The organism is Actinopolyspora alba (assembly GCF_900112765.1).
Classification (GTDB): Bacteria; Actinomycetota; Actinomycetes; order Mycobacteriales; family Pseudonocardiaceae; genus Actinopolyspora; species Actinopolyspora alba.
Genome location: NZ_FOMZ01000007.1, coordinates 85,626 through 110,384 on the forward strand (window position 1 = coordinate 85,626; position 24,759 = coordinate 110,384).

Below are 24,759 nucleotides of genomic sequence, written 5' to 3' on the forward strand. Positions count from 1 at the left end.
AGCTCTCGAACATTAGTTCGGTTAGAATGGGTCCACAGCCGGGCAGGTTGTCCACGGATCCGTGGACCCGGAGCCGGAATGTCGGCCCTGACCCGTAGCGTCGGCCCTGAGACCACGACCTTCGAACCGACCGAGGTGGACCCCGATGGCAGCAGCATCCGACAAGGGTGGCGACAAGAGCAACGACAAGAACAAGGCTCTTGAACTGGCCATTGCCCAGATCGACAAGCAGTTCGGCAAGGGATCGGTGATGCGGCTGGGCGAGGACAACCGCCCGGCGGTGGAGGCGATCCCCAGCGGCTCGATCGCGCTGGACGTAGCGCTCGGCATCGGTGGGTTGCCGCGCGGACGCGTCGTCGAGATCTACGGCCCCGAGAGCAGTGGTAAGACATCGGTCGCCCTGCACGCGGTGGCCAACGCCCAGCGGGGTGGCGGTACGGCCGCGTTCATCGACGCCGAGCACGCCCTGGACCCCGAGTACGCCAAGGCGATCGGTGTGGACACCGACTCGCTGCTGGTTTCCCAGCCCGACACCGGTGAGCAGGCGTTGGAGATCGCCGACATGCTGATCCGCTCCGGTGCGCTGGACATAATCGCCATCGACTCGGTCGCCGCGCTGGTGCCCAAGGCCGAGATCGAGGGCGAGATGGGCGACAGCCACGTGGGTCTGCAGGCGCGGTTGATGAGTCAGGCGCTGCGCAAGCTGACATCCGCGCTGTACACCTCGCAGACCACAGCGGTGTTCATCAACCAGCTCCGGGAGAAGGTCGGCGTCATGTTCGGCTCGCCGGAGACGACCACCGGTGGCAAGGCGCTGAAGTTCTACGCCTCGGTGCGGCTGGACGTGCGGCGCATCGAGACGCTCAAGGACGGTTCCGACGCGGTCGGGAACCGCACCAGGGTCAAGGTGGTCAAGAACAAGGTCAGCCCGCCGTTCAAGCAGGCCGAGTTCGACATCATCTACGGGCACGGCATCAGCCGTGAGGGCTCGTTGATCGACATGGGGGTCGAGCACGGTTTCGTGCGCAAGTCCGGCGCCTGGTACACCTACGAGGGCGATCAGCTCGGCCAGGGCAAGGAGAACGCGCGCAAGTTCCTGCGGGACAACCCGGACGTGGCCAACGAGATCGAGAAGCGGATCAAGGAGAAGATGGGGATCGGCTCCGGCGCCGGTGCGGACACCGCCGAGCAGCAGAGCGAACCCGCGCCCGTCGAGTTCTGATCGGGGAGTGACTTCCTTGGCCGAGACCGAATCCGTCGCGGACGGCACCGCGCCTCGTCCCGACGAGATGTCGACTTCGGATCCGAGTTCGTCCGCCGAGATTTCCGAAGCGGCCCCGGGCGACACCCCGGCGGACTCGGGCGACACCACCGGTAAGTCCGCTGACGAGCGGACGGCACGCGATACCGTCTACCGGTTGCTCGCGATCCGGGCACGCAGCCGTGCGGAGCTGCTGCGTGCCCTGCTGCGTGGCGGGGTGGCCCCGGAAACGGCCGAGGAGGTCCTCGACAAGTTCGTGGCGGCCGGGTTGGTCGACGACGCCGCCTTCGCCGCGGAGTGGGTACGCGGTCGCCACCGGCAGCGGGGACTGGGGCGTGGTGCGCTCCGGGAGGAACTCCGGGAGAAGGGGATCGAGGAGGAGACAGCCGCCGAGGCGCTGCACGAGGTGGACACCGACTCCGAGGTGGAACGTGCCCGCGAACTGGTGCGGCGCAAATCGCGCGGTATGAGCGGTGTCGAGCCGCGAGCCAGGATGCGTCGCCTGCTGGGGATGCTCGCGCGGAAGGGGTACGGTCAGGCGTTGGCCTTCCGAGTGGTGCGGGAGGAACTGGAGGCCACCGAAGCGGGATCGTCCTTGTCGGACGACGAGCCGTGGTTCGAGCCGGAGGAGTGATTCGGCCGTCCTGGGGCGATCGCCGGTCCGGAGTCGTCGTTCCGCGAGGTCGTTGGTGCGGTTCAGCGTGGTGCGTGAGCCTTCCGGATTCGGTTGTTCCGGAGGAATCCGCCCGAATTTCCGAGTTCTCCGATTTTCGGGAAAATATTTCGCGTTTTCTCACGCGTTAGCCGGAGCGGGACCACTCCTTCGGGGTATGTCCGAATTGAGTCGGATTTTGTTAGTGTCTTTTTGCGTGAGGGCGAGTGACCGCTGGTGATCCACGCATCGGAGTGTCTCAGTGGTCACTCGGAATTTCTTTCGTGAGGAGATTCGCGTTGCGTTCCAAATTCTTCGTTTCCGCCTTTCTGGCCGCGGCGATGGTGGGTGGATCCCTGGCGGCTTCGGCGCCTTCCTGGGCCGACTCCTCGGAGGGCGAGGCCACGACGAAAGCCTGCCGACTAACAGTGTGGGAACCTTCGCAGAACGGCGCCTGGGTCGGTGGCAGAGGGGGAAGATCCGGTTGCGGAAATGTCGTCGGGTGGCTGGAGGTCCAAGTGTGGAAGGACGTCAACAACGGGTTCGACGAAAAGATAGGTTCTACTAGGTACAGCAATTATCACAACGGTAGTTTCGTGGCTACGGGAAGGTGTCGTGGAGCTTCCGCGTACTACACGGTAGTGGTGACTTCCAAGGGGTACCGCAAGGAATCCGCACATCCCGCGATGTGCTGAAGTGGTGACTTGGTGACTCCGTTGTCACGATTCCGGGTTATCACGATTCCGGAGCCACCACGGTGCATCCGTTCTGCTTCCGACACGACTGAAACAGCGGCCATGAAATCCTTTTCCGGCCAGGGTGATCCGTCACGGGCCTTCGGGCGGTTCTGGGCTCCGATCACCTCGGCAATGATCTTCGTCGTGACACTGGCTGTCACCTGGCCCATACCCCACTGGCCTCATCCGAACTGGGCACTGACCTAGGCGCGGTTCCATCAGCGGTTCACCCCGGCCGGGCCCGCGGCTGGATCGTTCGCCACCCGCTGTGTCGCGCTGCTATCGCGACGACTCATCAGATCCGTCACCGAGTGCGAGATCGGCCGTGCGGAGCCGCCGAACCGCTAGCTGTAGCGCTTCGCGGTGGGGACTTCGACGCACGAACGCGGTCGGTGAACAACGATAGGATCCGCCGGTGAGCGTATCGAGTGAGCTGCCGCCGACGCGGCACATCGTCTGGGACTGGAACGGCACACTGCTCGCGGACAACGAGGCCGTGGTGGCCTCGGTCAACGCGGTCTGCGCGGCCTATGGCGCCGAACCGGTCGATCTCCCCGGCTGGCGCGCCGTGTTCGGCAGACCGCTGCGCGACTCCTACGAGCGGGTGCTCGGACGCGAGATCGACCAGCGGGACTGGCGTGCCATCGATCGCGTCTACCACGACTCCTACCGGCGGCTGCTGCCCACCTGCGAACTCGACCCCGAGGCGCCGCACGCGCTGCGGGAATGGCGGGAACGGGGTGGCAGCCAGTCGTTGTTGTCCATGTTCTTCCACGACGAGCTGGTGCCGCTGGTGGAGCGTTTCGGGCTGAGTTCGATGTTCGGTCGGATCGACGGGTTGCGCGATTCGGAGGTCGGCGGTTCCAAGGCCGCGTATCTGGACGCGCACCTGCGTTCGTTGCGGCTGGAACCCTCCGAAGCGGTTGTGATCGGCGACGTCACCGACGATGCCCGCGCTGCGGCGGAGGTCGGGGCGGAGTGCGTGTTGGTGAGTACCGGCGTCATGTCGCGCGCGGCGCTGGAAAGCACGGGGCGTCCCGTGGCGGACTCGCTGCGTGCCGCTGTGTCCCGAATCACTCCGACGATGGCGCGGTGAGTCCGCTCCCGGGGTGGGGTGGTCTTGAACCGGGCATTTCGTTTTGTTTAGGCTAACCTAAACATCGACTTCGGTAGTTGAGGTACGCAATGCCACGCGACAAGTTCGGCCCCACCCGATCCGAGATCAGCCGCAGAGGTCTGCTCGGTGGTGCGGGATTGTTACTGCTCACGGCCTGTGCTCCCGGCAACGGCGGCGGTTCCGGATCGGGGGCCGGTTCCGGATCCGGCGCCTTCCCGGTGAGCATCGAGCACAAGCACGGCACCACCGAGATCACCGAGCGTCCCGAGCGTGTGGTCACGGTGGGACTGACCGATCAGGACACCGTTCTCGCGCTCGGCATCGCCCCGGTGGCCACCCGTGAGTGGTTTGGTGGACAGGACGGCGCGCTGTGGCCCTGGGCCCGGGAGAAACTGGGTGATCGCGAGCTGCCCGAGGTGCTGGCGCGGCAGGAGCTGGAGTTCGAACGGATCGCGGCACTGGAACCGGACGTGATCATCGGTGTCAATTCCGGACTGAAGAAGCAGGAGTACGACAAGCTCTCCGCGATCGCCCCCACGGTGGCCCAGCCCGGTGAGTACGCCGATTACGGTGTGCCCTGGCAGGACATGACCAGGATCATCGGTAAGGCTCTCGGCGAGAGCCGGAAGGCCGATCAACTCGTCACCGACATCGAGGGTGAATTCGAAACGGCCCGTTCGCGGCATCCGGCGTTCGACGGTGCCACCGGGCTGCTGGCCACATCGATCAGCGGGCAGGCATGGGTCTACGCCGAAGGTCCCGCCCCCAGGCTGTTGCGTTCCCTGGGGCTCCGACTTCCCTCCGCCACCGAGAAACTGTTCTCCGGTGAGAACCGGGAGCCCAAGCAGCTCAGCAAGGAGCGTCTCGGACTGCTCGAAGCCGACGTGCTGCTGCTGGGTGTTTACGGCGCCCCGGAGGACAGCATCGCTCGTAAGCAGGTCTACAAGCAGCTCGACGTCGTCAAGCAGGGCCGGGACATCACCATGCAGCGCCAGACCACGCTCAACGGGGCGGTGTCCTTCTCCAGTCCGCTCAGCCTGCCCATAGCGCTCGACGGTCTGGTGCCGCGCATGGCGGCGGCGATCGACGGCGATCCGAGCACCAAGGTGCAGCCGGTGAAGTGATCCCGGTTCGTTCGGACTCGGAACGGACACGGCCGGTGCGTGCGGCGGAGCCGCGGGGAACGTGGCCCGCTGGTGGGCAGCGCCCCATGCTCGGGGAAGCGGTCGGCCTCGGGAAGCACCCGCCCACGCACCGTCGTACATTTCGCGAGAAATCGACGCACGCTGGGCCGCACCGCCGCACGGGGTGGCGTCAACTTCGCGAGAAATCGACGCCACCCCCGTCGACGAGGTCCTCCCGGCTCAGCCCAGCGCGACCGCCTGACGTGCCAGTGCCTCGACGTGGCCCCAGTCGCCCTTGACCAGCGCCTCCTTCGGGGCGAGCCAGGAGCCACCGACACAGCGCACGTTGGGCAGCGCCAGGTAACGCCCGGCGTTGTCCGGGGTGATTCCGCCGGTCGGGCAGAAGGACAGCTCGGGTAGCGGGCTGCTCAGCGACTTGAGGTACGGCACCCCGCCAGCGGGCTCGGCCGGGAAGAACTTCAGCGCCCGCATCCCGCGTTCGGCCAGTCGCAGCGCTTCCGAAACGGTGCTCACTCCCGGCAGCGCGGGCAGTTCGGTGTCGGCCACCTCGTCCAGCAGCCGGTCGGTGGTGCCAGGCGTCACCAGGTAACCCGCTCCCGCCCGGGCCGCCTCCTTGGCCTGCCCCGGCTGGGTGATCGTCCCGGCCCCGACCGTGATGCCCTCGACCTCGCCGTTGATCCGCTCGATCGCCTCCAGCGCGACCGGGGTGCGGAGGGTGACTTCGACGGTGCGGATGCCGCCCCGCTGCAGCGCCTGGGCGAGTGGGACGGCGTGGGCCGCGTCGTCGAGTACGACGACGGGGATGACCGGGCTGATATCGAGGATGTCGGTTGCGGCTCGCATCGTGGAATCCGTTCGTGCTGGCTCAGGCGGAGATTTCGTCGCGGGACTGCTGTTGTGCCTGCGTCTGCTGTTCCGGCGTGGGGAAGACGCTGGCACCCTGGTCTGCCCTGCCGACCGCTTGCCGGAAGGTGGCGAACAGTTCGCGTCCCGTGCCGAACTGGTGCAGTGCCGCCGGTGCGGCGGGCTCCCGTGCGGCGAGCTCGTCGTCGGGAACGAGCGCCTCCAGGGTGCCCTGTTCGCCGTCGACCCGGAGCACGTCACCGTCGCGGAGTCTCGCCAGCCGACCTCCCGCACTGGCCTCGGGGGTCACCTGGATCGCGGAGGGGATCTTGCCGGAGGCACCGGACATGCGCCCGTCGGTGACCAGCGCCACCTGGTGACCCCGGTCCTGCAGCACGCCGAGGCCGGGGCTGAGCCCGTGCAGCTCGGGCATCCCGTTGGCCTGCGGTCCCTGGTTGCGCACGACCACCACGACGTCGCGGTTGAGTTCGTCGGCCTGGAACGCGGCCTTGAACTGCTCCTGGTCGTCGAATATCCGTGCCTGGGCCGTCACGGAACGGTGCTGCTGCTTGACGGCCGAGACCTTCATGACCGAGCGCCCCAGGTTGCCCTCCAGCACTCGCAGGCCGCCCTCGGTGTCGAACGGCTCGGAGACGCCGCGCAACACGCTGGTGTCCAGACTCCGCCCGGGGCCTTCCCGCCAGACCAGTTCCCCGTCCTCCAGGAAGGGCTGTTCGCGGTAGCGCTCCAACCCGTCACCGGCGACGGTTCGCACGTCCGGGTGCACCAGCCCCGCCTCGAGCAGTTCGGACACCAGGGTCTGCACTCCTCCCGCCGCGGTGAAGTGGTTGATGTCGGCGGAACCGTTGGGGTAGACGCTGCCGAGCAGCGGCACCACCGAGGAAAGATCGGAGAAATCGTCCCAGGTCAGCTGGATCCCAGCGGCCGAGGCCACCGCGGGCAGGTGCATCGTGTGGTTGGTGGAACCGCCGGTGGCCAGCAGCGCGACGACACCGTTGACGATGGCGCGCTCGTCGATGATCTCCCCGATCGAGGGGGCTTCCTCGGACTTCGCGGCCCGGACCGCGTTTCGGGCCGCTTCCTCGGTCAGTGCCCTGCGCAGCGGTGTGCCCGGAGGCACGAAGGTGGAGCCCGGCAGGTGCAGCCCCATCATCTCCACGACGAGCTGGTTGGAGTTCGCCGTGCCGTAGAACGTGCAGGTGCCGGGGGAGTGGTAGGAGGCGGACTCCGCCTCCAGCAGTTCCTCCCGAGTGGCCTTGCCCTCGGCGAACAGCTGCCTGATCCGGCTCTTCTCCCCGTTGGGGAGTCCGGAGGGCATCGGACCGGCCGGTACCAGTGTGATCGGCAGGTGCCCGAAGGTAAGTCCGCCGATCAGCAAGCCGGGCACGATCTTGTCGCAGATCCCCAGCAGCAGCGCGGAGTCGAACATCTCGTGCGACAGCGCCACACCGGTCGCCATCGCGATCACGTCACGGGAGAACATGGAGAGTTCCATCCCGTCACGTCCCTGCGTGATGCCGTCGCACATGGCGGGAACGCCGCCCGCGAACTGTGCGACGCCGCCCTCGTGGCGGGCGGCCTCCTTGATCCAGTCCGGGAACTCGGCGTAGGGCTTGTGCGCGGAGAGCATGTCGTTGTACGCCGAAACGATCGCCACACCCGGACGTACGAGTCCCTTCACGGACTCGCGATCGGTGCCGCTGATGGCGGCGAAACCGTGGGCGAGGTTGCTGCAGGCCATGTTCGCCCTGGCGGGTTCGGTGCGTTTCGCGGCGCGAATCCGTTCCAGGTATTCGCGGCGCGTCGCGGAGCTGCGCTCGGCGATACGTTCGGTAACTTCGCGGACTACCGGATGCACGCTTGTCGGTGTCACTCATCGCCTCCCGGTGCGTACGGGGGTGCGGTACGGGCGGGCGACGACATTGGCGCCTCGATTAGTATGAACCGGTTGCGGACCTTATCCGGTGTTAACCACGTATCACAACCGATCCAGTCGGCCACGAGCCTACAGCAATGTTCTCCGAGGCAGGTGGACACCGAGTGACGAGCGGGACGAGGATTACGTGCATGTGGCTACGAGCGGTACCCCGTGCGGTGCTCGGACTGGTTCTCGTGTCGTTGCTCTCGGCCTGTGCGAGCACCGAGGGTGAGCGGGGAGCCGCCGTGCTTCCGCCCGAGCAGCGCGGTGCCGAGTCGTCCGCCGGGGCTGCGACCTCGGCGACGACGCCGAGCGGGGGCGCGCGGCTGCCGGGCTCGCCCGCCCTCTCCGAGATCCGGCGACGCGGCGAACTGCTCGTGGGCGTGCCCAACGACTCGGCGGACTTCCTGCGCCGAACCGACGGGGAATATCGCGGTTTCGACGTCCGGATGGCCGGCCTGCTGGCCGAGGGGGTGGGGCTGGATTCCGCCTCCGACGTCGCGTTCCGCAGACTGCCCGCCTCGCTGCGGACCGGAGCCCTCGCACGCGGCAGCGTGGATGTGCTGCTCGGCGGGTTCGACCGGAAGGCGGACGGAGTGACCGTGGTGGCCCCCTACGTCGTCACCGGCCCCGAGTCACGGCCCGTGGAACGGTTGGTCGGAATCGCCGAGGGCGACGCGAGGTTCCGCGATCGGTTGCGTGCGGTTCTCGACGCCGCGATCGCCGACGGGCGCTGGGCAGCGGCTGCGGACGAGACGCTGCGCGACAGGCGTCCCGAAGCTCGGGTCCCCGAGCTCTCCGGCTGAAACGTTCGGCGGCGATCTCCCGTGGTTCGCACGGGCCGGTAGATCCGACGGATTCCGCCACCTCGCCGGTGCTCGGGAGCGATTGTCGAGGGTGGGGCACGGCCGCGGCCGTGCCCCACGGTCCTCCGGTCGGAATCGACTCAGTCCCCGGTGGTGGCGGCGCTTTCCGGCTCCGCGGTCGCCGACGACTTGCGGCCACGGCTCAACCTGCGCTCGGTGTACACCGCGAGCTTGCTCAGCGTGTAGTTGATGACGATGAAGATCAACGCGATGAACAGGTACAGCTGGATGGGATTGCCGAGGTTCTCGATGGCCGTCTCACCCCGCTGCACGAACTCGGGATAGCTGATCGTGAAGCCGAGCGAGGTGTCCTTGAGAACCACCACCAGCTGGCTGATCAGCGCGGGCAGCATGGCCCGGAACGCCTGCGGCAGCAGCACGTTGAACATGACCTGGCCGCGGCGCATCCCCACGGCGTAGGCCGCCTCGCTCTGCCCCTTGGGCAGCGAGTCGATCCCCGCACGCACGATCTCGGCGATGATCACGCAGTTGTACGCGGTCAGTCCGATGACCAGTGACCACATCACCGGCAGGTCCAGCCCCATCACCGGCAGCGCCTGGTAGGCGAAGAAGATCAGCACGACCACCGGGGTGCCGCGCAGCAGCTCGATCACCCCGACCACGGCCCAGCGGTACCAAGCCGCTGCCGTCACCCTGGTCAGCGCGAGGACCGTGCCGATCACCAGTGAGAACAGGATGGACCAACCGGCCGCCAGCAGCGTGTTGCCCAACCCCTTGCCGAGCAGGGTCCACAGTGGGGTGAAGCTCTCGTTGGTGGGGTCGATCAGCGGACCCCACTTCTCGTAGGTGAACTCACCGCCCTGCGCCAGTCGGTAGATCACCCAGCCGAAGACGGCGAGCAGCACGAGACCGGTGATCACGCTCGCGTATCGGGCGCGGAGCCTGGCACGTGGTCCGGGAGCCTCGTAGAGCACGGAGTCGCTCATCGTGCGATCGCCACCTTCCGTTCCACGTAACCCAGCAGCAGTCCGGCCGGGATGGTGATGATCAGATAGCCCAGCGCCACACCAAGCAGTACCGGGATGATCTCCTCACCCTGGGCGGAGGACTGCCGGATCCCCACCGCGTAGAGATCGCCACCGATTCCGAACGCCCCCGCGATCGCGGAGTTCTTGATCATCGCGATCATCACGCTGCCCAGCGGGGGGACGATGCTGCGCACCGCCTGCGGCAGGATCACCAGCCGCAGGGTCTGCCCGAAACCGAGGCCCACGGAGCGAGCGGCCTCCGCCTGGCCCGGTGAGACGGCGTTGATGCCACTGCGGATCGCCTCGCAGACGAATGCCGAGGTGTACAGCGCGAGCCCGATGGTGCCGAACACGAAGTACGAGGCGTTGATCCCCAGTGCCGGGATGCCGAACGCCATGAAGAACAGCACCACGGCCAGCGGGCAGTTCCGGAACACCGTCACCCAGGCGGTGCCGAACGCACGCAGCGGGGTGAGCGGGGCGACGCGGCAACCCGCGATGAAAGTGCCCACCACAAGGGTCAGCAGGCCCGCGTAGAGGCAGATCTGCAGCGTCGTGCCCAGCCCCCGCAGATACAGATGATAGTTGTCGATAAGGACTTGCACGGTTCACTCCAGCGAGCTGAAAGGGGGCACCGGGATCGCCGGTGCCCCCTCACACAGACGGGTTGGGCTCAGCCGCAGGACTGCAGCTCGGGCAGTTCCGGTGTCTTCTCCGAAACCTTGCCCGCGGTGGAGTTCCAGGCCTCCTGGTAGGTGCCGTTCTCGGCGGCGGTACGCAGGCTTTCGTTGATGAACTGGCAGAAGTCGGTGTCGCCCTTGGCGATCCCGATGCCGTAGGGCTCCTCGCTGAAGGTGTTGCCGACCACCTTGAACTTGTTCTCGCTCTCGCTGACCAGGCCCATCAGGATCGAGTTGTCCGTGGTGACCGCCTGCGCCTGGCCGTTGCGCAGCGCGTCCGCGCACTTCGAGTAGGTGTCGAACAGCACCAGCCGCGAGGGGTCGATGTACTCGCGGATCCGCTCGGAAGGCGTGGAGCCCCGGGCCGAGCACACCTTGGCGTCGCTGTCGCGCAGCGACTCCGGGCCGGTGATCGAGTTGTTGTCCTGCTTGACCATCAGGTCCTGGCCGGCCTCGTAGTACGGCCCGGCGAAGGTGACCCGCTCGGCGCGTTTGTCGTTGATCGTGTACGTGGCCACGACCATGTCGACCTTGCCCTGCTCGATGTAGAGCTCGCGGTTCTTGCTCGGCGTTTCCTTCCAGTTGATCTTGTCAGCCGGAATGCCGAGCTTGCCCGCGATGATCTCGCCGATGGCGACGTCGAAGCCCTGCATCTCGCCGTTGAGGTTCTCCAGCCCGAACAGCGGCTGGTCCTTCTTGGTCCCGATGGTGATCTCGCCGGAGTCGGCGTATTCGGCCATCGTGGTGCCCTGCTCGAACGAGGGGTTCTCGGCGACGGGGGCGGAGAAGCCCTCCTCGGAGCTCGAACCGCTGCCACAGGCGCTGAGCAGCAGGCCCATCGACGCCGCGATCGCCGCGGCGGTCAGCTTGCCGTTACGCATGGGTGTCCCTTCCAGTGGTGGTCGTGGAACCGATCGGCATCCGGGTGCGAACCGGATCTAGTGAGTGAGGATCTTGCCCAGGAAGTCCTTGGCGCGTTCCGACTCGGGCGAGTCGAAGAAGGTCTCGGGGGAGGTGTCCTCGACGACCTCACCGTCGGCCATGAACAGCACCCGGTGTGCGGCGCGGCGGGCGAATCCCATCTCGTGACTGACCACCAGCATCGTCATGCCCTCTTCGGCGAGCCCCGCCATCACTTCGAGCACCTCGTTGACCATCTCCGGGTCGAGTGCCGAGGTCGGCTCGTCGAAGAGCATCACCTTGGGCCGCATGGCCAGTGCCCGTGCGATCGCCGCGCGCTGTTGTTGCCCGCCGGAGAGCTGCGCGGGGTACTTCTCCGCCTGGTCGGCGATCCCCACCCGGCGCAGCAGCCGCATGCCCTCTTCGCGTGCCTCGTCCTTGCCGAGCTTTCGGACCTTGATCGGTCCCAGCGTGACGTTGTCGATGATGCTCTTGTGCGCGAACAGGTTGAACTGCTGGAACACCATTCCGACATCCGCCCTGAGCTCGGCGAGCGCGCGCCCCTCCTCGGGGAGCGGCACTCCGTCGACGGCGACAGCGCCCGAATCGATCGTTTCCAGCCGATTGAGTACTCGGCAGAGGGTGGACTTGCCCGAACCGGAGGGTCCGAGAACCACCACGACCTGACCACGGGGGATTTCAAGGTTGATGTCCTTGAGCACGTGCAGTGATCCGAAGTACTTGTCGACCGCGGACACCCGGATCATCGGCGTATCCGTGGAAACTTCGGTCATTCGATCTCCAGATCGGTCGGAAACGGCGGACACGATGAGGGCAACCTAAGGCGCATGAAGCCGTTGAGTCCAGCACCGATCGGTCGACTGATGTTGCGACTCGATTACATTCACCGTTTTCGGGGTGTTGTGCGGGCGTCGAACGCGTCGACGGGTCGACCCGACACGGAATGTGTCCGTGCTCCGTGGTCGGGAGGTGGTCGGTCCGGCACGGACGGGTGCACCCGGTGAGTTCGGTGCCGGTCGGTTCCGGCGGCCGTACCGCTTCACCGGTGCCGATCCACGGGTGCCGATACGGTTCCCGGTCGCGGGCCGCGGCGGTTCCCGCGGACGGGGGCGGAGCGCGTTCCGAGCTCGCCACCACTGTTCGACGAGCAGGAGCGCGGACCCGGTGACCTGGACCGCGGCCTCGGGTCGCCCCGGTCGACGCCCTCGGTTCCCGTACCACGAATGAGTGCTTTCCACCAGGGGATATGGTGGGAGCGTGACGGACAAGCGGGTGCCTCAGTCATTCGAAGTGCGCACGTATGGCTGCCAGATGAACGTGCACGACTCCGAGCGGTTGTCCGGGGTGCTGGAAGAGGCCGGTTACGTGCGTGAGGCGGGCGACGACACCGCCGACCTGGTCGTGTTCAACACGTGCGCGGTGCGGGAGAACGCCGACAACCGGCTCTACGGAAACCTCGGGCGGTTGCGTGCTGCCAAGCGGGAGAACCCCGGCATGCAGATCGCGGTGGGGGGATGCCTGGCGCAGAAGGATCGCGGCGAGATCGTTCGTCGTGCCCCCTGGGTGGACGTCGTCTTCGGCACGCACAACCTGGGATCGCTGCCGACGTTGCTCGAACGTGCCAGGCACAACCAGGAAGCCGAAGTGGAGATCCTGGAATCGCTGGACCAGTTCCCCTCCACGCTGCCCGCGCGTCGCGAGTCCGCCTACTCCGGGTGGGTTTCGGTCTCGGTCGGCTGCAACAACACCTGCACCTTCTGCATCGTTCCCTCGCTGCGCGGCAAGGAGAAGGACCGCCGCCCCGGCGACGTGCTGGCCGAGGTGGGCGCGCTCGCCTCCGAGGGGGTTCTCGAGGTCACCCTGCTCGGGCAGAACGTCAACGCCTACGGCGTCGAGTTCGGTGACCGCTACGCCTTCGGGAAGCTGCTGCGCTCCTGCGGCGACATCGAGGGGCTGGAGCGGGTGCGTTTCACCTCACCGCACCCCCGGGACTTCACCGACGACGTCATCGACGCGATGGCCGAAACCCCCAACGTGTGCCCCCAGCTGCACATGCCGCTGCAGTCCGGCTCCGACCGCATGCTCAAGGCGATGCGCCGCTCCTACCGCGCCGAGCGCTTCCTCAACATCGTGCACAAGGTGCGCGAGGCCATGCCGCACGCGGCGATCACCACCGACATCATCGTCGGTTTCCCCGGGGAGACCGAGGAGGACTTCGAGGCGACGCTCGACGTGGTGCGCAGGGCACGATTCGCCAGCGCCTTCACCTTCCAGTACTCCAAGCGCCCCGGCACTCCCGCCGCCGAGATGGACGGACAGCTGCCCAAGGAGGTCGTGCAGCAGCGCTACGACCGACTGATCGAGCTGCAGAACGAGATCTCGCTGGAGGCCAACCAACAACTGGTGGGAAGCGAGGTCGAGCTGCTGGTCGCCGAGGGCGAGGGGCGCAAGAACGCGCACACCGAGCGCCGCTCGGGCCGCGCCAGGGACGGGCGGCTGGTGCACTTCGCGCCGGCAGGGGAGACGGACGGGGAGCTTCGTCCCGGTGATCTCGTGCACACCACGATCAGCAGGGCGGCGCCCCACCATCTGCTCGCGGACGGTGGCGTGCACCGACACCGTCGCACCGTGGCCGGTGATCGCTGGGAGGCCGGACAACGCCCCAAGACCTCGGGAGTCGGTCTCGGCCTGCCCTCGTTCGGCGCTCCGAGCGACGCGAGCACCGAGAGCACCGCCGAGCAGGGGTGCGGATGTTGAGCGAGAATTCCGGTGCCGGGCGACCGCTTTCGGATGGAGACGAACAAGTGGACCAGGGCGACCAACAGCGGTTCCGTGCCGATTTGTCCCGTGCCGAGCGGGACATCGGCCGTGTGATCGATCCGGGGGCGCGGGCGCTGGTAATCACCGGGATCATGCTGGTTCTCGTGCTGACCGCGGTGCTGCCGTGGGTCGGTGGTGCTCCGGGGTGGCAGGTTCTGGCCGGACAGGCGGATCCGGCGCTGGGTATCGGGCTGCTGCCCCGGCTGTTCTCCATCAACTCCGCCATAGCGGGAGTGCTGCTCGGGGCCCTGGCCCTGGCCACGCGTCGGTGGGCGATCGCATGGCTGGCGGCGATGTTCTGCTGCGTGGTCACGGTGGAGGGAGTCATCGCCATCTGGTCCAGGCAGACGGCCGAGGCCGGAGAGCCGGGTCCCTCGTTCGGGCTGTTCATCGCGGTGATCGCGATGGGGGTGCTGGCCAGTCAGTGGCTGCGGATCGTCTGGTCCCGCGCCTGACCCACGTGGAGCGCGGTTTCTCGCGGTGACCGCTCGGCGGCACCGATCGGCGGGCACCGGCGTCGTCCGCTTCCCGGGCCGGGAACGCGGTCGACCACGCTGCGCCCGCCGATCGGTTCACCCGACGCTCAGCGGTCCGTCAGGGCGTTCTGCGCGGCGGTGAGCCACTCCTGCCACTGCCGCGCCTGCTGCTCGGCCTCCTTGGCACGTTTCTCGTCGCCCGCCGAGCGTGCCTTGGCGGCCTGCTGCTCGTACTGCTCCACCCGCTCGCGGAACTGTTCGACCCTGGCCTGGGCCTCCGGGTCGGTGCGACGCCACTCGTGCTGGGCCGCCGAACGCACCCGGTCGTTGACCGCGCGCAGCCTGCCCTCGAGCTCGCGGATGCGTTCCCGGGGGACCTTGCCGATCTCGTCCCAGCGTCGTTGAATGCGCTGCAACTGCGTCTGGGCCGCGTTCGGGTCCGCGTCGGCGTCGATCCGCTCCGCCTCGGCCAGCAGCTCCTCCTTGAGCCTGGCGTTCTCGGCGAACTCGGCGTCGCGCTCGGCGAACGCCTCGGAACGGCGGGAGAAGAACTTGTCCTGCGCGGCACGGAAGCGCTTCCACAACGCTTCGTCGCTGTCCTTGGGGGCGCGCCCCACCGACTTCCACTCGCTCATCAACTGCTTGTAGCGGTCCGCGGTGGGACCCCAGTCGGTGGATTCGGTCAGCGATTCGGCCTCGTCGACCAGCTCCTGTTTGCGTTCCTTGGCGGCGTTGCGCTGCCGGTCCAGTTCCGCGAAGTGCGAACCCCGACGGCGGTTGAAGGCGTCACGGGCCTTGGTGAACCGCTTCCAGAGCTGCTCGTCGGTCTTGCGGTCGACGCCCCGGACGCTCTTCCACTCCTCGAAGATGGCACGCAGCCTGTCTCCAGCTGCTTTCCAGTTGGTGGCTTCCGCCCCGATCTGTTCCGCCTCTTCGACCAGCGCTTCCTTGCGCGCCACCGCATCGGCGCGTGCCTTCTCCCGCTCGGCCTTGGCCTGCTCCACCGCGTGCTCGGCGCGCGTCACGATGTGTTCCAGCCGTGCGGCCAGCGAGTCGACATCGCCGACCACGGAGGCCTCGGGGAGCCCGTCACGCAGATGTTTGGCGCTGGACAACGCCTGTTTCGGATCTCCCGAACCCGAGGAGAGCCGCGTCTCCAGCAGCTCGGCCTCGGTGCGGAGATCGTCGAACCTCCGAGCGAAATGAGCCAGTCCTTCGCCGGCGTCTCCCGCCTGCCACGATCCGACGAACCGTTCTCCCTCGGAGGTTCGTACGTAAACCTCCCCCTCGGAGTCGACCCGGCCCCAGCGCGCCGGATCGCCGGAAGCGATCGGTACCGCGGGCGCGGCGCCACGTCCCGAACCGCTCGTTGTCGAGTCCGCGGCCGCCGACGCGTCGGCGGTGTTCGGCGTCGTGTCCTGGTCTGTCATGGCCGGCTTCCTCCTTCTGCCCGCTCAGTGCTCGTGCGGAGCACGAGCGCCCCGTCGTCGGACGGGGCCGAAGCACCCGGCGACACGTCGTCGGATGTGTCGCCGTCGGCGCATTCAAACAGCCCGGGCGCGTGTCGACCAGCCCGAGACGGCCGAAACTCCCGGCTCCCGGTGCCGACACTGCCGGTGCGGACCGGGTGGAATGCACACCGGTCGGAGAAACCCCTGGTCCGCACGGGCCGACAGCGCCCGCTGGCAGCTTCCGTCATGAATGTGCCTCTACCACGATATTGGACGGCACCACCCTGTTGGCGGTAGGAAGGCTTTTTCGTGACTACCGCGTGTCGGCCGCGCGTGCGCGGTAAACGGGTCGGGTGTGCCGCTGCTCCGGCCGTGAAGCACACCCTAGGCTGGAGGGATGCCCGCCACTACGCCACGCCCGGTGGCCGTTCTCGGTCCCACCGCCACGGGCAAGTCGGAACTGGCGCTGCGACTGGCCGAACGGCTGGGCGGCGAGATAGTCAACGTCGACGCGATGCAGCTGTACCGCGGGATGGACATCGGCACCGCCAAGCTCCCGCCGGAGCGGCGACGCGGCGTCCCGCACCATCAGCTCGACGTCCTCGAGGTCACCGAGACGGCCTCGGTGGCCGCTTATCAGCGGCACGCCAGATCCGATGTGGAACGGCTGCTGGACTCCGGGGTCCCGCCGGTCCTGGTCGGCGGTTCCGGGCTCTACGCACAGGCGGTGCTGGACGAGCTGAACTTCCCCGGAACCGATCCGGTCGTACGGCAGCGCTGGCAACAGCGGCTGAACCTGATCGGCCCCGAAGCGCTGCACCGCGAACTCGCCGAGCTCGATCCACCCGCGGCGGAGTCGATATCGCCCTCCAACGGCAGGCGAGTGGTTCGCGCGATGGAGGTGATCGAGATCACCGGACGTCGATTCTCCGCCAATCTCCCCGAACCCGGCCCGCCTCGTTACGGCACCCTGCTCGTGGGGCTGGACCGTTCCGTGCCCGAACTCGACACCAGGGTCAACGCGCGAGTCGCCGAGATGTTCGACGAGGGGCTGGTCGACGAGGTTCGTGCGTTGGAGGATCGCGGGCTGCGGCAGGGCCGCACCGCTTCCAGAGCGCTGGGGTACCAGCAGGTGCTGGCCGAGCTGGACGAGGCGGCGGACATGACGGCCGCAGCCGCCGAGACCGCGCGAGCCACCCGACGGTTCGTGCGGCGGCAGCGTTCCTGGTTCCGCAGGGACAAGCGCATCCACTGGTTCGACGCGGCGCGGACCGACACCGTGCCGGAGGTCTTCCGACTCCTGGACCGCGCCGGTGCGGAATGAGTGACCGTCGGCGAGTCGTTTCGCCGACGAACGAGATTCGGGTTCCGCGGTGTCTCCCGGATGGGTGCGCACCCGGCGGATAGACTGTGTCGGTGCAGTCTTACGCGGGACCGGAATTTCTCAAGGGGCACGGAACCGAGAACGACTTCGTCGTGCTGCCCGACCCCCGGGGCGAACTCGACCTGACGGCGGCACGGGTACGCGCGTTGTGCGACCGCAGGATCGGCCTGGGCGCCGACGGCGTGCTGCGGGTCGTTCCGGGCGGTCTGCTGGGCGAGGAACTCCCCGCCGACGTCCCCACCGACGCGTGGTTCATGGACTACCGCAACGCCGATGGTTCCGTGGCGGAGATGTGCGGCAACGGGGTGCGCGTCTTCGCGCGTTACCTGCTCGAATCGGGGCTCGCCGCGTCGGGGAACGTTCCGGTGGGCACGCGTGCGGGGCTGCGCGGAGTCCTCGTGGGCGAGGACGGACGCGTGACCGTGGACATGGGCGGCGCTGCCGTCACCGGGCACTCCAGCGTCACCGTCGCGGGTTATGCGATGTCCGCGCTGGCGGTCGACCTGGGCAATCCGCACCTGGTCTGCGTCACGTCCGGAATCGGTGACCTCGACCTGTCGGTACAGCCCGGTTACGACCCGGAGCTGTTCCCCCACGGCGTGAACATCGAACTGGTGGAGCCGCTCGACGAGCGGGAGCTGCGGATGCGGGTGTACGAGCGAGGCGTCGGTGAGACCCGTTCGTGCGGTACCGGGACCGTCGCCGCCGCCGTGGCCGCGCTGCGCGCCGACGGCGGCGAGAACGGTGTCCGCCTGGTGCACGTTCCGGGGGGAACGGTGGAAGTCGAGGTCACTCCGGAGACCACTACGCTGACCGGGCCGGCGGAACTCCTCGCCAGGGGGGAGCTCGACGCCGACTGGTGGCGGCGTATCGGCGAGCCCGTACTGGTCACTTCGGGTACGAACCGGTGAAAACCGGTGGACGGTCGTGCCACAATACAGGGTGGCAGGACCGAACCGACCACCCCCCGAGCGGTGCCTCCCGAGCGGCAGGACCGACCGGGTCAGGGCCGACCGCGGTGTAACCGTGGGCCTTGCCCACCCGCGGTTCGTTCGGATCGGTCGTGCCGTAACCGGATATCCCCTAGTGACTGAGTAAGGATCACTTGACAAGCCGTTATCACACCGATGAGCGCCCCGCAGTGACCGAGTGGAACACCGGAGCGGACGGCGCTGACGTACGGACGGCCGGTGAACACCTGACCACGGACTCCCGTGAGCCCTCCATCGGCGAGATGGAGCGGGCGGAACGTGCTTCGCTGCGCCGCGTTTCCGGTCTTTCCACCGAGCTGTCCGACATTACCGAGGTCGAGTACCGCCAGTTGCGACTCGAACGGGTCGTACTGGTCGGCGTCTGGACGGAAGGTACCTCCGCACAGGCGGAGAGCTCGCTCGCCGAACTCGGCAGACTTGCCGAAACCGCCGGCTCGGAAGTGCTGGACGGTGTGGTCCAGCGCAGGGACCGCCCGGACCCCGCGACCTACGTCGGCGCGGGCAAGGTGCGCGAACTGCGGGACATGGCACTCGCGGCCGGAGCCGACACCGTCATCTGCGACGGCGAGCTCGCACCGGGCCAGCTCAGGCAGCTGGAGGAGAAACTCAAGATCAAGGTCGTGGACCGCACGGCCCTGATCCTGGACATCTTCGCCCAGCACGCCAGTTCCAAGGAGGGCAAGGCCCAGGTCGAGCTCGCCCAGTTGCAGTACTACCTGCCACGGCTGCGTGGTTGGGGTGACAAGATGTCCCGGCAGGCCGGTGGGCGTGCCGGTGGCGGCAACGGTGGTGTGGGTACCCGTGGTCCCGGTGAGACCAAGATGGAGACGGACCGTCGGCGGATCCACAAGCGCATCAGCAAGCTCCGCAAGGAGCTCGCCTCGATGAGCACCATCCGTGAGACCAAGCGCTCGCGCCGTGTCGCCAACGCCGTTCCCGGGGTGACCATCGCGGGTTACACCAACGCGGGCAAGTCCAGTCTGCTCAACGCGCTCACGGGCAACGGGCTGCTGGTGGAGGACTCGCTGTTCGCGACGCTCGACCCGGCCACCCGCAGTGCCCGCACTCCGGACGGCAGGCCCTACACCCTCAGCGACACCGTGGGATTCGTGCGGCACCTGCCGCACCAACTGGTCGAGGCGTTCCGTTCCACGCTGGAAGAGGTAACCAGGGCTGATCTGCTGTTGCACGTGGTGGACGGCACCGATCCCGCGCCGCAGGACCAGGTCAGAGCGGTACGCGAGGTCGTCACCGAGATCAGTGCCGAGCAGGGCGGTACGGTCCCGCCGGAGCTGGTCGTGGTGAACAAGGCCGACGCCATGGACAACACGAAGGTCGTCGAGCTGCGCAGGCTCCTTCCCGAGGCGATCTTCGTCTCGGCCCGTTCCGGAACGGGGGTCGAGGAGCTCAAGCGCGCTGTCGCCGACTGGCTGCCCCAACCGGATGTCTACGTGGACGCGCTGGTGCCCTACACCAGGGGTGAGCTCGTTTCCCGCGTGCACACCGAGGGTGAGCTCGTCGCACGTGAGCACACCGCGGATGGAACCAGACTGCGTGCCAAGGTCCGGACGGATCTGGCCAACGCGCTCGAACCGTTCGCCACGACGGGATGAGTCGGTTCCGGCGCGTCGTCGCGGTGCTGCTGCTGACCGCCGGCTCCGCGTTGACCGGTGGGTACGCCTCCGGGCAGCCGAGCACCGGTGCGCCACCCGCACCACGGGTTCGGTGCACGCCCGGGGACGAGCGGCTCGCCGAGTTGTCGGGGCTGGCGGTCGGGGACCGGAACTGGTTCGCCGTGGGAGACGGCGGTAGTCGGGTGCGCGTCTACGAACTCGACCCGTCGGACTGCTCGGTGGTCCGCGTTCACTCCGCCGGGACGGATCCCTACGACGTGGAGGACCTCGGGCGGCGGGCCGACGGCACGCTGTGGTTGGCCGACACCGGTGACAACAGCTCGCGCAGGGACACCGTGGCGCTGCACGTGATCGATCCCTCCGGCGCGGCCGAGCTCTACCGGATGAAGTACCCGGACGGCCCGCACGACGCCGAGGCGCTGCTGCTGGGCGGGGAGGGAAACGTCTACATCGTCACCAAGAACCCGCTGGGTGAGGCGGGGGTGTACCGCCCGGCGGGGCCGTTGGACAGTTCCGAGCCGGTCGAGCTGGAGCGAGTGACGACGCTGTCGTTGTCCCCCACCGACACACCGGGCGGGCCCCTGCCAGCCTCGTTCGGATCGGTGGTCGTCACCGGTGGTGCCGTTTCACCGGATCGTGAGGTGGTGGCGGTACGCACCTACACCGACGCGTATCTCTATCCGGCCCCGAACGGCAGTGTGCCGGAAGCGTTGCGACGGGAGCCCGTTCGTGTTCCGTTGCCGAACGAGGCGCAGGGGGAGGCCATCGCGTTCGAACCGGACGGTGATCTGCTGTCGGCGACCGAGAAGCTGGGGCCGATTCGGAGTGTGCCGAACGCGGTGGGTGCCGTCCCCGCACCGGCCCGGGACACCGCTTCCCCCACGACTTCAGCGGCTCCCACCACCTCACCCGCCGAGTGGCGGTCCCCGTCGGGGCGGCGCGTCCTGCTCGGCCTCGGGGGAACAGCCCTCGTGCTGCTGCTCGTCGTGCTGGGTGGGGCGCGCCGTCGCACCCGGCGTTCGCGGTGAGGAGCGAATCCGGTATCCGGGCAGCGTCCAGTGGTTCCGGCTGATCGGAGCTGTCGCCACGGATGGCGACAGCGATGATCACCAGCTCAGCCGGCTTTCCAATGACCGCTGTTTACAGCCGGTCAGCTGACCGGAGTCCTGGATCCCGCTTCTTCCGTAGGTGTCGCGGTTGCGTGCTGCCGCACTCGTGGTGTCAACGAGAAGGCGACGAGCATCAGTACCGCCCCTACGAAGGGAACGTAACTGGCTCCCAGGGTGCTGACGACGACACCGCCGATGGCGCCGCCCACACCGGTACCCAGGTACAGCCCCGATATGTTCAGAGCCATCGCCGTCATGCCGGCCTGTGGTGCCGCCGCGAGCACACTTCCTTGCATCGGCGGGTTGAGACTCCAGGCGAAAGTGGACCACAGTGCCACCAGAACTCCCAGCACGATCGCGCTCGTCACGCCGGAGACGCCGAACAGCCCGGCCAGGATCAGCGCGGCCAGGTGGCCTCCGACCACCAGTTTCAGCGTGCGGTGGGGGCCGAGGGCGTCACTGACCCTGCCGCCGAACAGCGCTCCCACGAGACCGAGCAGTCCCACGATGAGCAACATTCCCGCGCGCAGATCAGCGCCGCCACCCACTGTCGCGGTGGTGAACGGACCGATGTAGTTGTAGAACATCAGACCGCCTGTTCCGCACAAGAACGTCACGGTCACCAGCCGTGCCACCGGTAGGCTGCGCAGTGGACTGAGCCGGTCGGCCAGTGGTGCGGCGGGACTGCCAGCGATCCTGGGAGCGGTGGCGAAAACACCGAGCGCCGAGAGTGCTCCCACGGCCGCGATGAGCCAGAACGTGGCGCGCCACCCGTAGAGCCCGCCGAGCAGCGTTCCCAGCGGAACACCGGTGAACAGTGCCACGGTCATCCCCGCTGTGACCACGGACAGATAACTGCCCTGTCGGCCTTCGGGTGCCCCGGAAGCCGCTGTGGCGAAAGCGGCCGAGGTGACGCTCGCCGCTGCCAGCGCGGCGACGATGCGAGAAGCCATCAGCGTCCAGTACTCGGGCGCGAGAGCGGCGGCAGCGTTGGCCACCGTGAAGACCACGAGCCCGCCGCCCAGGACGAGTCGTCGCGGCAGCCTGTCGAGCACGACGGCCAGTGTGGGGGCTCCCAGGGCGTAGACCACTGCGAAAGCGGTCACCAGCTGCCCGGCCACACTCACTGTGACATCCAGGCTTTCGGCCACTTCGGGGAGAACCCCCGCGATGACGAACTCGTCGGTGCCCGTTGCCAGTAGTGCCGCAAACAGCACCAGCAACCAGGGTGGTATCCGGTGAGGCACGGTGAACCTCCTTGCGTATCGCTGTCGAGAATCCCCGCGGAACGTCTCGATGGGTGTCGAGAACAGGGTTACGGCCTGTGAATCGCTAGGTCGGGGAACACTGCCCGACTAATTAAAAAACCAACCATGCGTTTTTTAAAGTGAATAAACCTATGATTTGAGTCACTGAGAATTGGTTGGTCGAATGGTGGTCGGAGCTTCCGAAGGGGTGTTCCAGTCTCACCTTTGGAGGTGAGTTTGGCGGATCACCCGGGGGAGGGGGTGAATATCGGGTCGACAGGCCCGGTTTGCCGATTCACTTTCCGGGATGCCCGATCGAAGTCGAGCCGAAGCAGCACCGTATACCGCATGTCCGGTATGCTGAAGCGGAATACGGAACCGCGAATCCACCGCACCGCAATCTCTGCGCAAAACAACCGCGTTGAGCGGTGACATCGAACGCGGCAGGAGTGTTGTTACCCGGTGCGGGAAGGGTGAAGTGTTCGCGTTACGTCGTACTGCCGGTGAAGGTGACCGGAAGTCCGAAAAGGTGGTTCAGCGTCCGCGCCAATGACATCGTGAAACCAATTCCAAGGCTCTAGTCGCTGTTACCTTCTCACGGTGCCGAGTGGGGGAAGCTGTCGACAGGGCTCACCGTGGCCAGTCCGGTCACATCTTGCGCAGCACAGCGACCACCTTGCCGAGCACGGTGGCCTGATCGGCGATGATCGGTTCGTAGTCGTCGTTGTGCGGTATCAGCCACAGGTGTTCCGCCGTGCGTTTGAAGGTCTTCACCGTGGCTTCCCCGTCGAGCATCGCGGCCACGACGTCGCCGTTCTCCGCGTCCGGCTGCTGCCGGACCGCCACCCAGTCACCATCCGTGATGGCCAGGTCCACCATGGAGTCGCCCACCACGCTCAGCAGGAAGAGGGAGCCCTCTCCGACGACCTCCCGTGGTAGCGGGAACACCTCGTCCACGGACTGCTCGGCGAGGATGGGCTCGCCCGCCGCGATACGACCCACCACCGGCACGTAAGCGGGGTTCGATCCGTCGGGGAAAGCCGGGGATTCCGAGTCGTCGTTGGTGACCACGCCGACCGTGCGGGGACGGTGCGGATCACGTTTCAGGTACCCGCGCCCTTCGAGTACACGCAGCTGATATGCCACCGAGGAAGTGGACGTCAACCCCACGGTGTCGCCGATCTCGCGCACACTGGGCGGATAGCCGTAGTCCCGCATCCACTGCCGGATCGTGTCCAGCACGCTTCGCTGGCGCGAAGTGAGCTCGTCGTTCGGCTCCGATGTGGCCTCGTCGTTGTTCCCGGAGTCGGTCGCCCGGGGTGTCGTGTCGGCTTCGCCGGACGTCCCGCCGTCGAACCGGTCGGAAGCGTAGCCGTCCACCACGCCCTCCTGTCCATCGCCGCTAGCGCGTGCACGCACATCTCCAGATTAGACGGCATGCGGAGTCGGATCAAACACTAGTTCGAGTGAATTCGTCGCGTTCTCGTCTCGAAGGCGCGGTCGATCGGGCGGCTCCTCGGTCGTCGCGACCCCGTGCGGGTGGATGGAGTCGCCGGGCGTGGTCGAGGTGTGCGAGGACGTCCCCTTCCCGTCGTCCACTCCTCGCGGTGGCCGGGTGCGAGCGGTCCGCCGGTGTCGATCACGGCGAACCTCTCGCGCTCGGACCGATTCGATGCTACACCGTTCGTACAGCAGTTCGATCGAACTCGTGTTCGATCACGCTCGGATGTGTCGCGGACGGGTCGGTCGTCCCATCGGGGAAGGCGTGCGGTTCCCGGTGATGGGCTCCCGTGCTCGGGCCGTGGATACCGAAGATTCGTACGGGGAGTCGCGATGCCGGTGTTTCGTGTTGCCAGGCGGATCGAGGAGCGCGAATGCCGGACGGTGGTCGGACGCCGCGCTGCCGATGATCGCGGGGCGCGGTATCTTGCCGCGGCGTCCTCGCGCGCTCCCGCGGCCCCGCGCGCGGCGAGCACTGAGCCGCCACGTGGCCACGAGAGCTGTGGTGGCGGCTCGCGATGCCCGGTTGCCCGCTCCGAAGCGTCGTGCTCCGTTGTCGGGCGCCGGGGCGGTGCGCCCGGCGGTGAGTCGCTCTCCGGTCCCCCGCGCTCGACTCTCGTCGAGGTCGCCCTGCTCGTCGCGGCGGCCCTGGGGGCGGGTGCGTTCGTCTTGCTCGTCGGACTGTCGCTTTCGCTCGGATGAGGCGGAAGTCGGCCGGCGCGCTCCGGGGTGGCGCCCGTTCCCGAGTGGCCGGAGCGCCGCTGTGATCGCTGTCCGGGGGGTGGTCGACATCCCGCTTCCCGAGTTGCTTATGATTCGGTCCGGGATTAGGCTCAACCACAACATCTAGTAGTTGCATCGTTGTGATTAATCCATAGCTTGGGTGTGGCCGTCTTGTCGGCGGCTGTTCACCCCCAGCGGTGTCAACCGTCCGCGGGGTACCGGGCGTCGCGTCGTGCGCGCCCGTGGACCATTGGGCTGTGTCGAGGGGATGAC

21 protein-coding genes are annotated in these 24,759 nt (G+C 67.5%); 12 read left to right on the forward strand and 9 right to left on the reverse strand.

Annotated features, from left to right (window positions below; all coding sequences use genetic code 11):
* Nucleotides 1–145: 145 nt before the first annotated feature.
* The 5 genes from recA (at nt 146) to BM150_RS11835 (ending at nt 4,891) form a co-directional block, all read left to right on the forward strand.
* Nucleotides 146–1,222, forward strand: a complete 1,077-nt coding sequence (gene recA / locus BM150_RS11815; RefSeq protein WP_092927101.1) for a recombinase RecA — start codon at nt 146–148, stop codon at nt 1,220–1,222.
* Between the two features lie 7 nt (nt 1,223–1,229).
* Nucleotides 1,230–1,895 carry a regulatory protein RecX gene (locus BM150_RS11820; RefSeq protein WP_245755444.1) on the forward strand — a complete coding sequence of 222 codons (666 nt, stop codon included), beginning with the start codon at nt 1,230–1,232 and terminating at the stop codon, nt 1,893–1,895.
* Nucleotides 1,896–2,710: 815 nt separating this feature from the next.
* Nucleotides 2,711–2,857, forward strand: coding sequence for a hypothetical protein (locus BM150_RS24130; protein ID WP_175496793.1), 147 nt, complete (start codon nt 2,711–2,713; stop codon nt 2,855–2,857).
* A 208-nt stretch (nt 2,858–3,065) separates the two neighbouring features.
* Nucleotides 3,066–3,746, forward strand: coding sequence for an HAD family hydrolase (locus tag BM150_RS11830; RefSeq protein ID WP_092927105.1), 681 nt, complete (start codon nt 3,066–3,068; stop codon nt 3,744–3,746).
* A gap of 89 nt (nt 3,747–3,835) precedes the next feature.
* The gene (locus tag BM150_RS11835) at nt 3,836–4,891 is read left to right on the forward strand and encodes an ABC transporter substrate-binding protein (protein ID WP_092927107.1); all 1,056 of its coding nucleotides are present in this window, start codon (nt 3,836–3,838) and stop codon (nt 4,889–4,891) included.
* Nucleotides 4,892–5,131: 240 nt separating this feature from the next.
* Here BM150_RS11835 and eda read toward each other — a convergent pair whose 3' ends face one another.
* A complete protein-coding gene (gene eda, locus BM150_RS11840; RefSeq protein WP_092927109.1) occupies nt 5,132–5,755 on the reverse strand; it encodes a bifunctional 4-hydroxy-2-oxoglutarate aldolase/2-dehydro-3-deoxy-phosphogluconate aldolase in 624 nt (207 codons plus the stop codon).
* A 22-nt stretch (nt 5,756–5,777) separates the two neighbouring features.
* Nucleotides 5,778–7,649: a phosphogluconate dehydratase gene (edd, locus tag BM150_RS11845; protein WP_092927111.1), complete on the reverse strand. Its 1,872-nt coding sequence runs from the start codon at nt 7,647–7,649 to the stop codon at nt 5,778–5,780.
* A 194-nt stretch (nt 7,650–7,843) separates the two neighbouring features.
* On the opposite strand from edd, the gene BM150_RS11850 reads away from it, so the two are divergent.
* Nucleotides 7,844–8,500: a transporter substrate-binding domain-containing protein gene (locus BM150_RS11850; protein ID WP_092927113.1), complete on the forward strand. Its 657-nt coding sequence runs from the start codon at nt 7,844–7,846 to the stop codon at nt 8,498–8,500.
* Between the two features lie 140 nt (nt 8,501–8,640).
* Here the strand turns inward: BM150_RS11850 and BM150_RS11855 are convergent, their stop codons facing one another.
* The 4 genes from BM150_RS11855 to BM150_RS11870 form a co-directional block, all read right to left on the reverse strand.
* Nucleotides 8,641–9,507: an amino acid ABC transporter permease gene (locus BM150_RS11855; RefSeq protein ID WP_092927115.1), complete on the reverse strand. Its 867-nt coding sequence runs from the start codon at nt 9,505–9,507 to the stop codon at nt 8,641–8,643.
* Nucleotides 9,504–10,154, reverse strand: coding sequence for an amino acid ABC transporter permease (locus tag BM150_RS11860; protein ID WP_092927117.1), 651 nt, complete (start codon nt 10,152–10,154; stop codon nt 9,504–9,506). Before BM150_RS11860 ends, BM150_RS11855 begins: the two co-directional genes overlap by 4 nt.
* A 68-nt stretch (nt 10,155–10,222) precedes the next feature.
* On the reverse strand, nt 10,223–11,110 hold the full coding sequence (locus BM150_RS11865) for a glutamate ABC transporter substrate-binding protein (protein ID WP_092927119.1): 888 nt from the start codon (nt 11,108–11,110) through the stop codon (nt 10,223–10,225).
* A gap of 57 nt (nt 11,111–11,167) precedes the next feature.
* A complete protein-coding gene (locus tag BM150_RS11870; RefSeq protein WP_175496803.1) occupies nt 11,168–11,896 on the reverse strand; it encodes an amino acid ABC transporter ATP-binding protein in 729 nt (242 codons plus the stop codon).
* 526 nt (nt 11,897–12,422) lie between these two features.
* On the opposite strand from BM150_RS11870, the gene miaB reads away from it, so the two are divergent.
* Together miaB and BM150_RS11885 are read left to right on the forward strand one after the other, a co-directional pair.
* Nucleotides 12,423–13,907: a tRNA (N6-isopentenyl adenosine(37)-C2)-methylthiotransferase MiaB gene (gene miaB / locus BM150_RS11880; protein WP_092927500.1), complete on the forward strand. Its 1,485-nt coding sequence runs from the start codon at nt 12,423–12,425 to the stop codon at nt 13,905–13,907.
* A gap of 47 nt (nt 13,908–13,954) precedes the next feature.
* A complete protein-coding gene (locus BM150_RS11885; RefSeq protein ID WP_245755445.1) occupies nt 13,955–14,425 on the forward strand; it encodes an Rv2732c family membrane protein in 471 nt (156 codons plus the stop codon).
* Between the two features lie 128 nt (nt 14,426–14,553).
* Here BM150_RS11885 and BM150_RS11890 read toward each other — a convergent pair whose 3' ends face one another.
* Nucleotides 14,554–15,876 carry a DUF349 domain-containing protein gene (locus BM150_RS11890; RefSeq protein WP_092927127.1) on the reverse strand — a complete coding sequence of 441 codons (1,323 nt, stop codon included), beginning with the start codon at nt 15,874–15,876 and terminating at the stop codon, nt 14,554–14,556.
* 418 nt (nt 15,877–16,294) lie between these two features.
* On the opposite strand from BM150_RS11890, the gene miaA reads away from it, so the two are divergent.
* The 4 genes from miaA to BM150_RS11910 all read left to right on the forward strand — a co-directional run bounded on the left by miaA (nt 16,295) and on the right by BM150_RS11910 (nt 20,935).
* A complete protein-coding gene (gene miaA / locus BM150_RS11895) occupies nt 16,295–17,221 on the forward strand; it encodes a tRNA (adenosine(37)-N6)-dimethylallyltransferase MiaA (protein ID WP_092927129.1) in 927 nt (308 codons plus the stop codon).
* A gap of 92 nt (nt 17,222–17,313) precedes the next feature.
* Nucleotides 17,314–18,192 carry a diaminopimelate epimerase gene (dapF, locus tag BM150_RS11900; protein ID WP_092927502.1) on the forward strand — a complete coding sequence of 293 codons (879 nt, stop codon included), beginning with the start codon at nt 17,314–17,316 and terminating at the stop codon, nt 18,190–18,192.
* 323 nt (nt 18,193–18,515) lie between these two features.
* On the forward strand, nt 18,516–19,886 hold the full coding sequence (gene hflX, locus BM150_RS11905) for a GTPase HflX (RefSeq protein ID WP_092927504.1): 1,371 nt from the start codon (nt 18,516–18,518) through the stop codon (nt 19,884–19,886).
* Nucleotides 19,883–20,935 carry a hypothetical protein gene (locus BM150_RS11910; RefSeq protein ID WP_217641600.1) on the forward strand — a complete coding sequence of 351 codons (1,053 nt, stop codon included), beginning with the start codon at nt 19,883–19,885 and terminating at the stop codon, nt 20,933–20,935. Before hflX ends, BM150_RS11910 begins: the two co-directional genes overlap by 4 nt.
* A 122-nt stretch (nt 20,936–21,057) precedes the next feature.
* Here BM150_RS11910 and BM150_RS11915 read toward each other — a convergent pair whose 3' ends face one another.
* Together BM150_RS11915 and lexA are read right to left on the reverse strand one after the other, a co-directional pair.
* On the reverse strand, nt 21,058–22,263 hold the full coding sequence (locus tag BM150_RS11915; protein WP_092927131.1) for an MFS transporter: 1,206 nt from the start codon (nt 22,261–22,263) through the stop codon (nt 21,058–21,060).
* A 648-nt stretch (nt 22,264–22,911) separates the two neighbouring features.
* On the reverse strand, nt 22,912–23,643 hold the full coding sequence (lexA, locus tag BM150_RS11920) for a transcriptional repressor LexA (RefSeq protein ID WP_092927508.1): 732 nt from the start codon (nt 23,641–23,643) through the stop codon (nt 22,912–22,914).
* Nucleotides 23,644–24,759: the final 1,116 nt, after the last annotated feature.

Coding starts and splice junctions, on each gene's coding strand:
- BM150_RS11835 (WP_092927107.1), top strand. CDS start 3,836: ATGCCACGCGACAAGTTCGGCCCCACCCGATCCGAGATCAGCCGCAGA.
- BM150_RS11850 (WP_092927113.1), top strand. CDS start 7,844: ATGTGGCTACGAGCGGTACCCCGTGCGGTGCTCGGACTGGTTCTCGTG.
- BM150_RS24130 (WP_175496793.1), top strand. CDS start 2,711: ATGAAATCCTTTTCCGGCCAGGGTGATCCGTCACGGGCCTTCGGGCGG.
- hflX (WP_092927504.1), top strand. CDS start 18,516: ATGGAGCGGGCGGAACGTGCTTCGCTGCGCCGCGTTTCCGGTCTTTCC.
- BM150_RS11910 (WP_217641600.1), top strand. CDS start 19,883: ATGAGTCGGTTCCGGCGCGTCGTCGCGGTGCTGCTGCTGACCGCCGGC.
- recA (WP_092927101.1), top strand. CDS start 146: ATGGCAGCAGCATCCGACAAGGGTGGCGACAAGAGCAACGACAAGAAC.
- BM150_RS11855 (WP_092927115.1), bottom strand. CDS start 9,507: ATGAGCGACTCCGTGCTCTACGAGGCTCCCGGACCACGTGCCAGGCTC.
- BM150_RS11870 (WP_175496803.1), bottom strand. CDS start 11,896: ATGATCCGGGTGTCCGCGGTCGACAAGTACTTCGGATCACTGCACGTG.
- miaA (WP_092927129.1), top strand. CDS start 16,295: ATGCCCGCCACTACGCCACGCCCGGTGGCCGTTCTCGGTCCCACCGCC.
- BM150_RS11890 (WP_092927127.1), bottom strand. CDS start 15,876: ATGACAGACCAGGACACGACGCCGAACACCGCCGACGCGTCGGCGGCC.
- BM150_RS11865 (WP_092927119.1), bottom strand. CDS start 11,110: ATGCGTAACGGCAAGCTGACCGCCGCGGCGATCGCGGCGTCGATGGGC.
- eda (WP_092927109.1), bottom strand. CDS start 5,755: ATGCGAGCCGCAACCGACATCCTCGATATCAGCCCGGTCATCCCCGTC.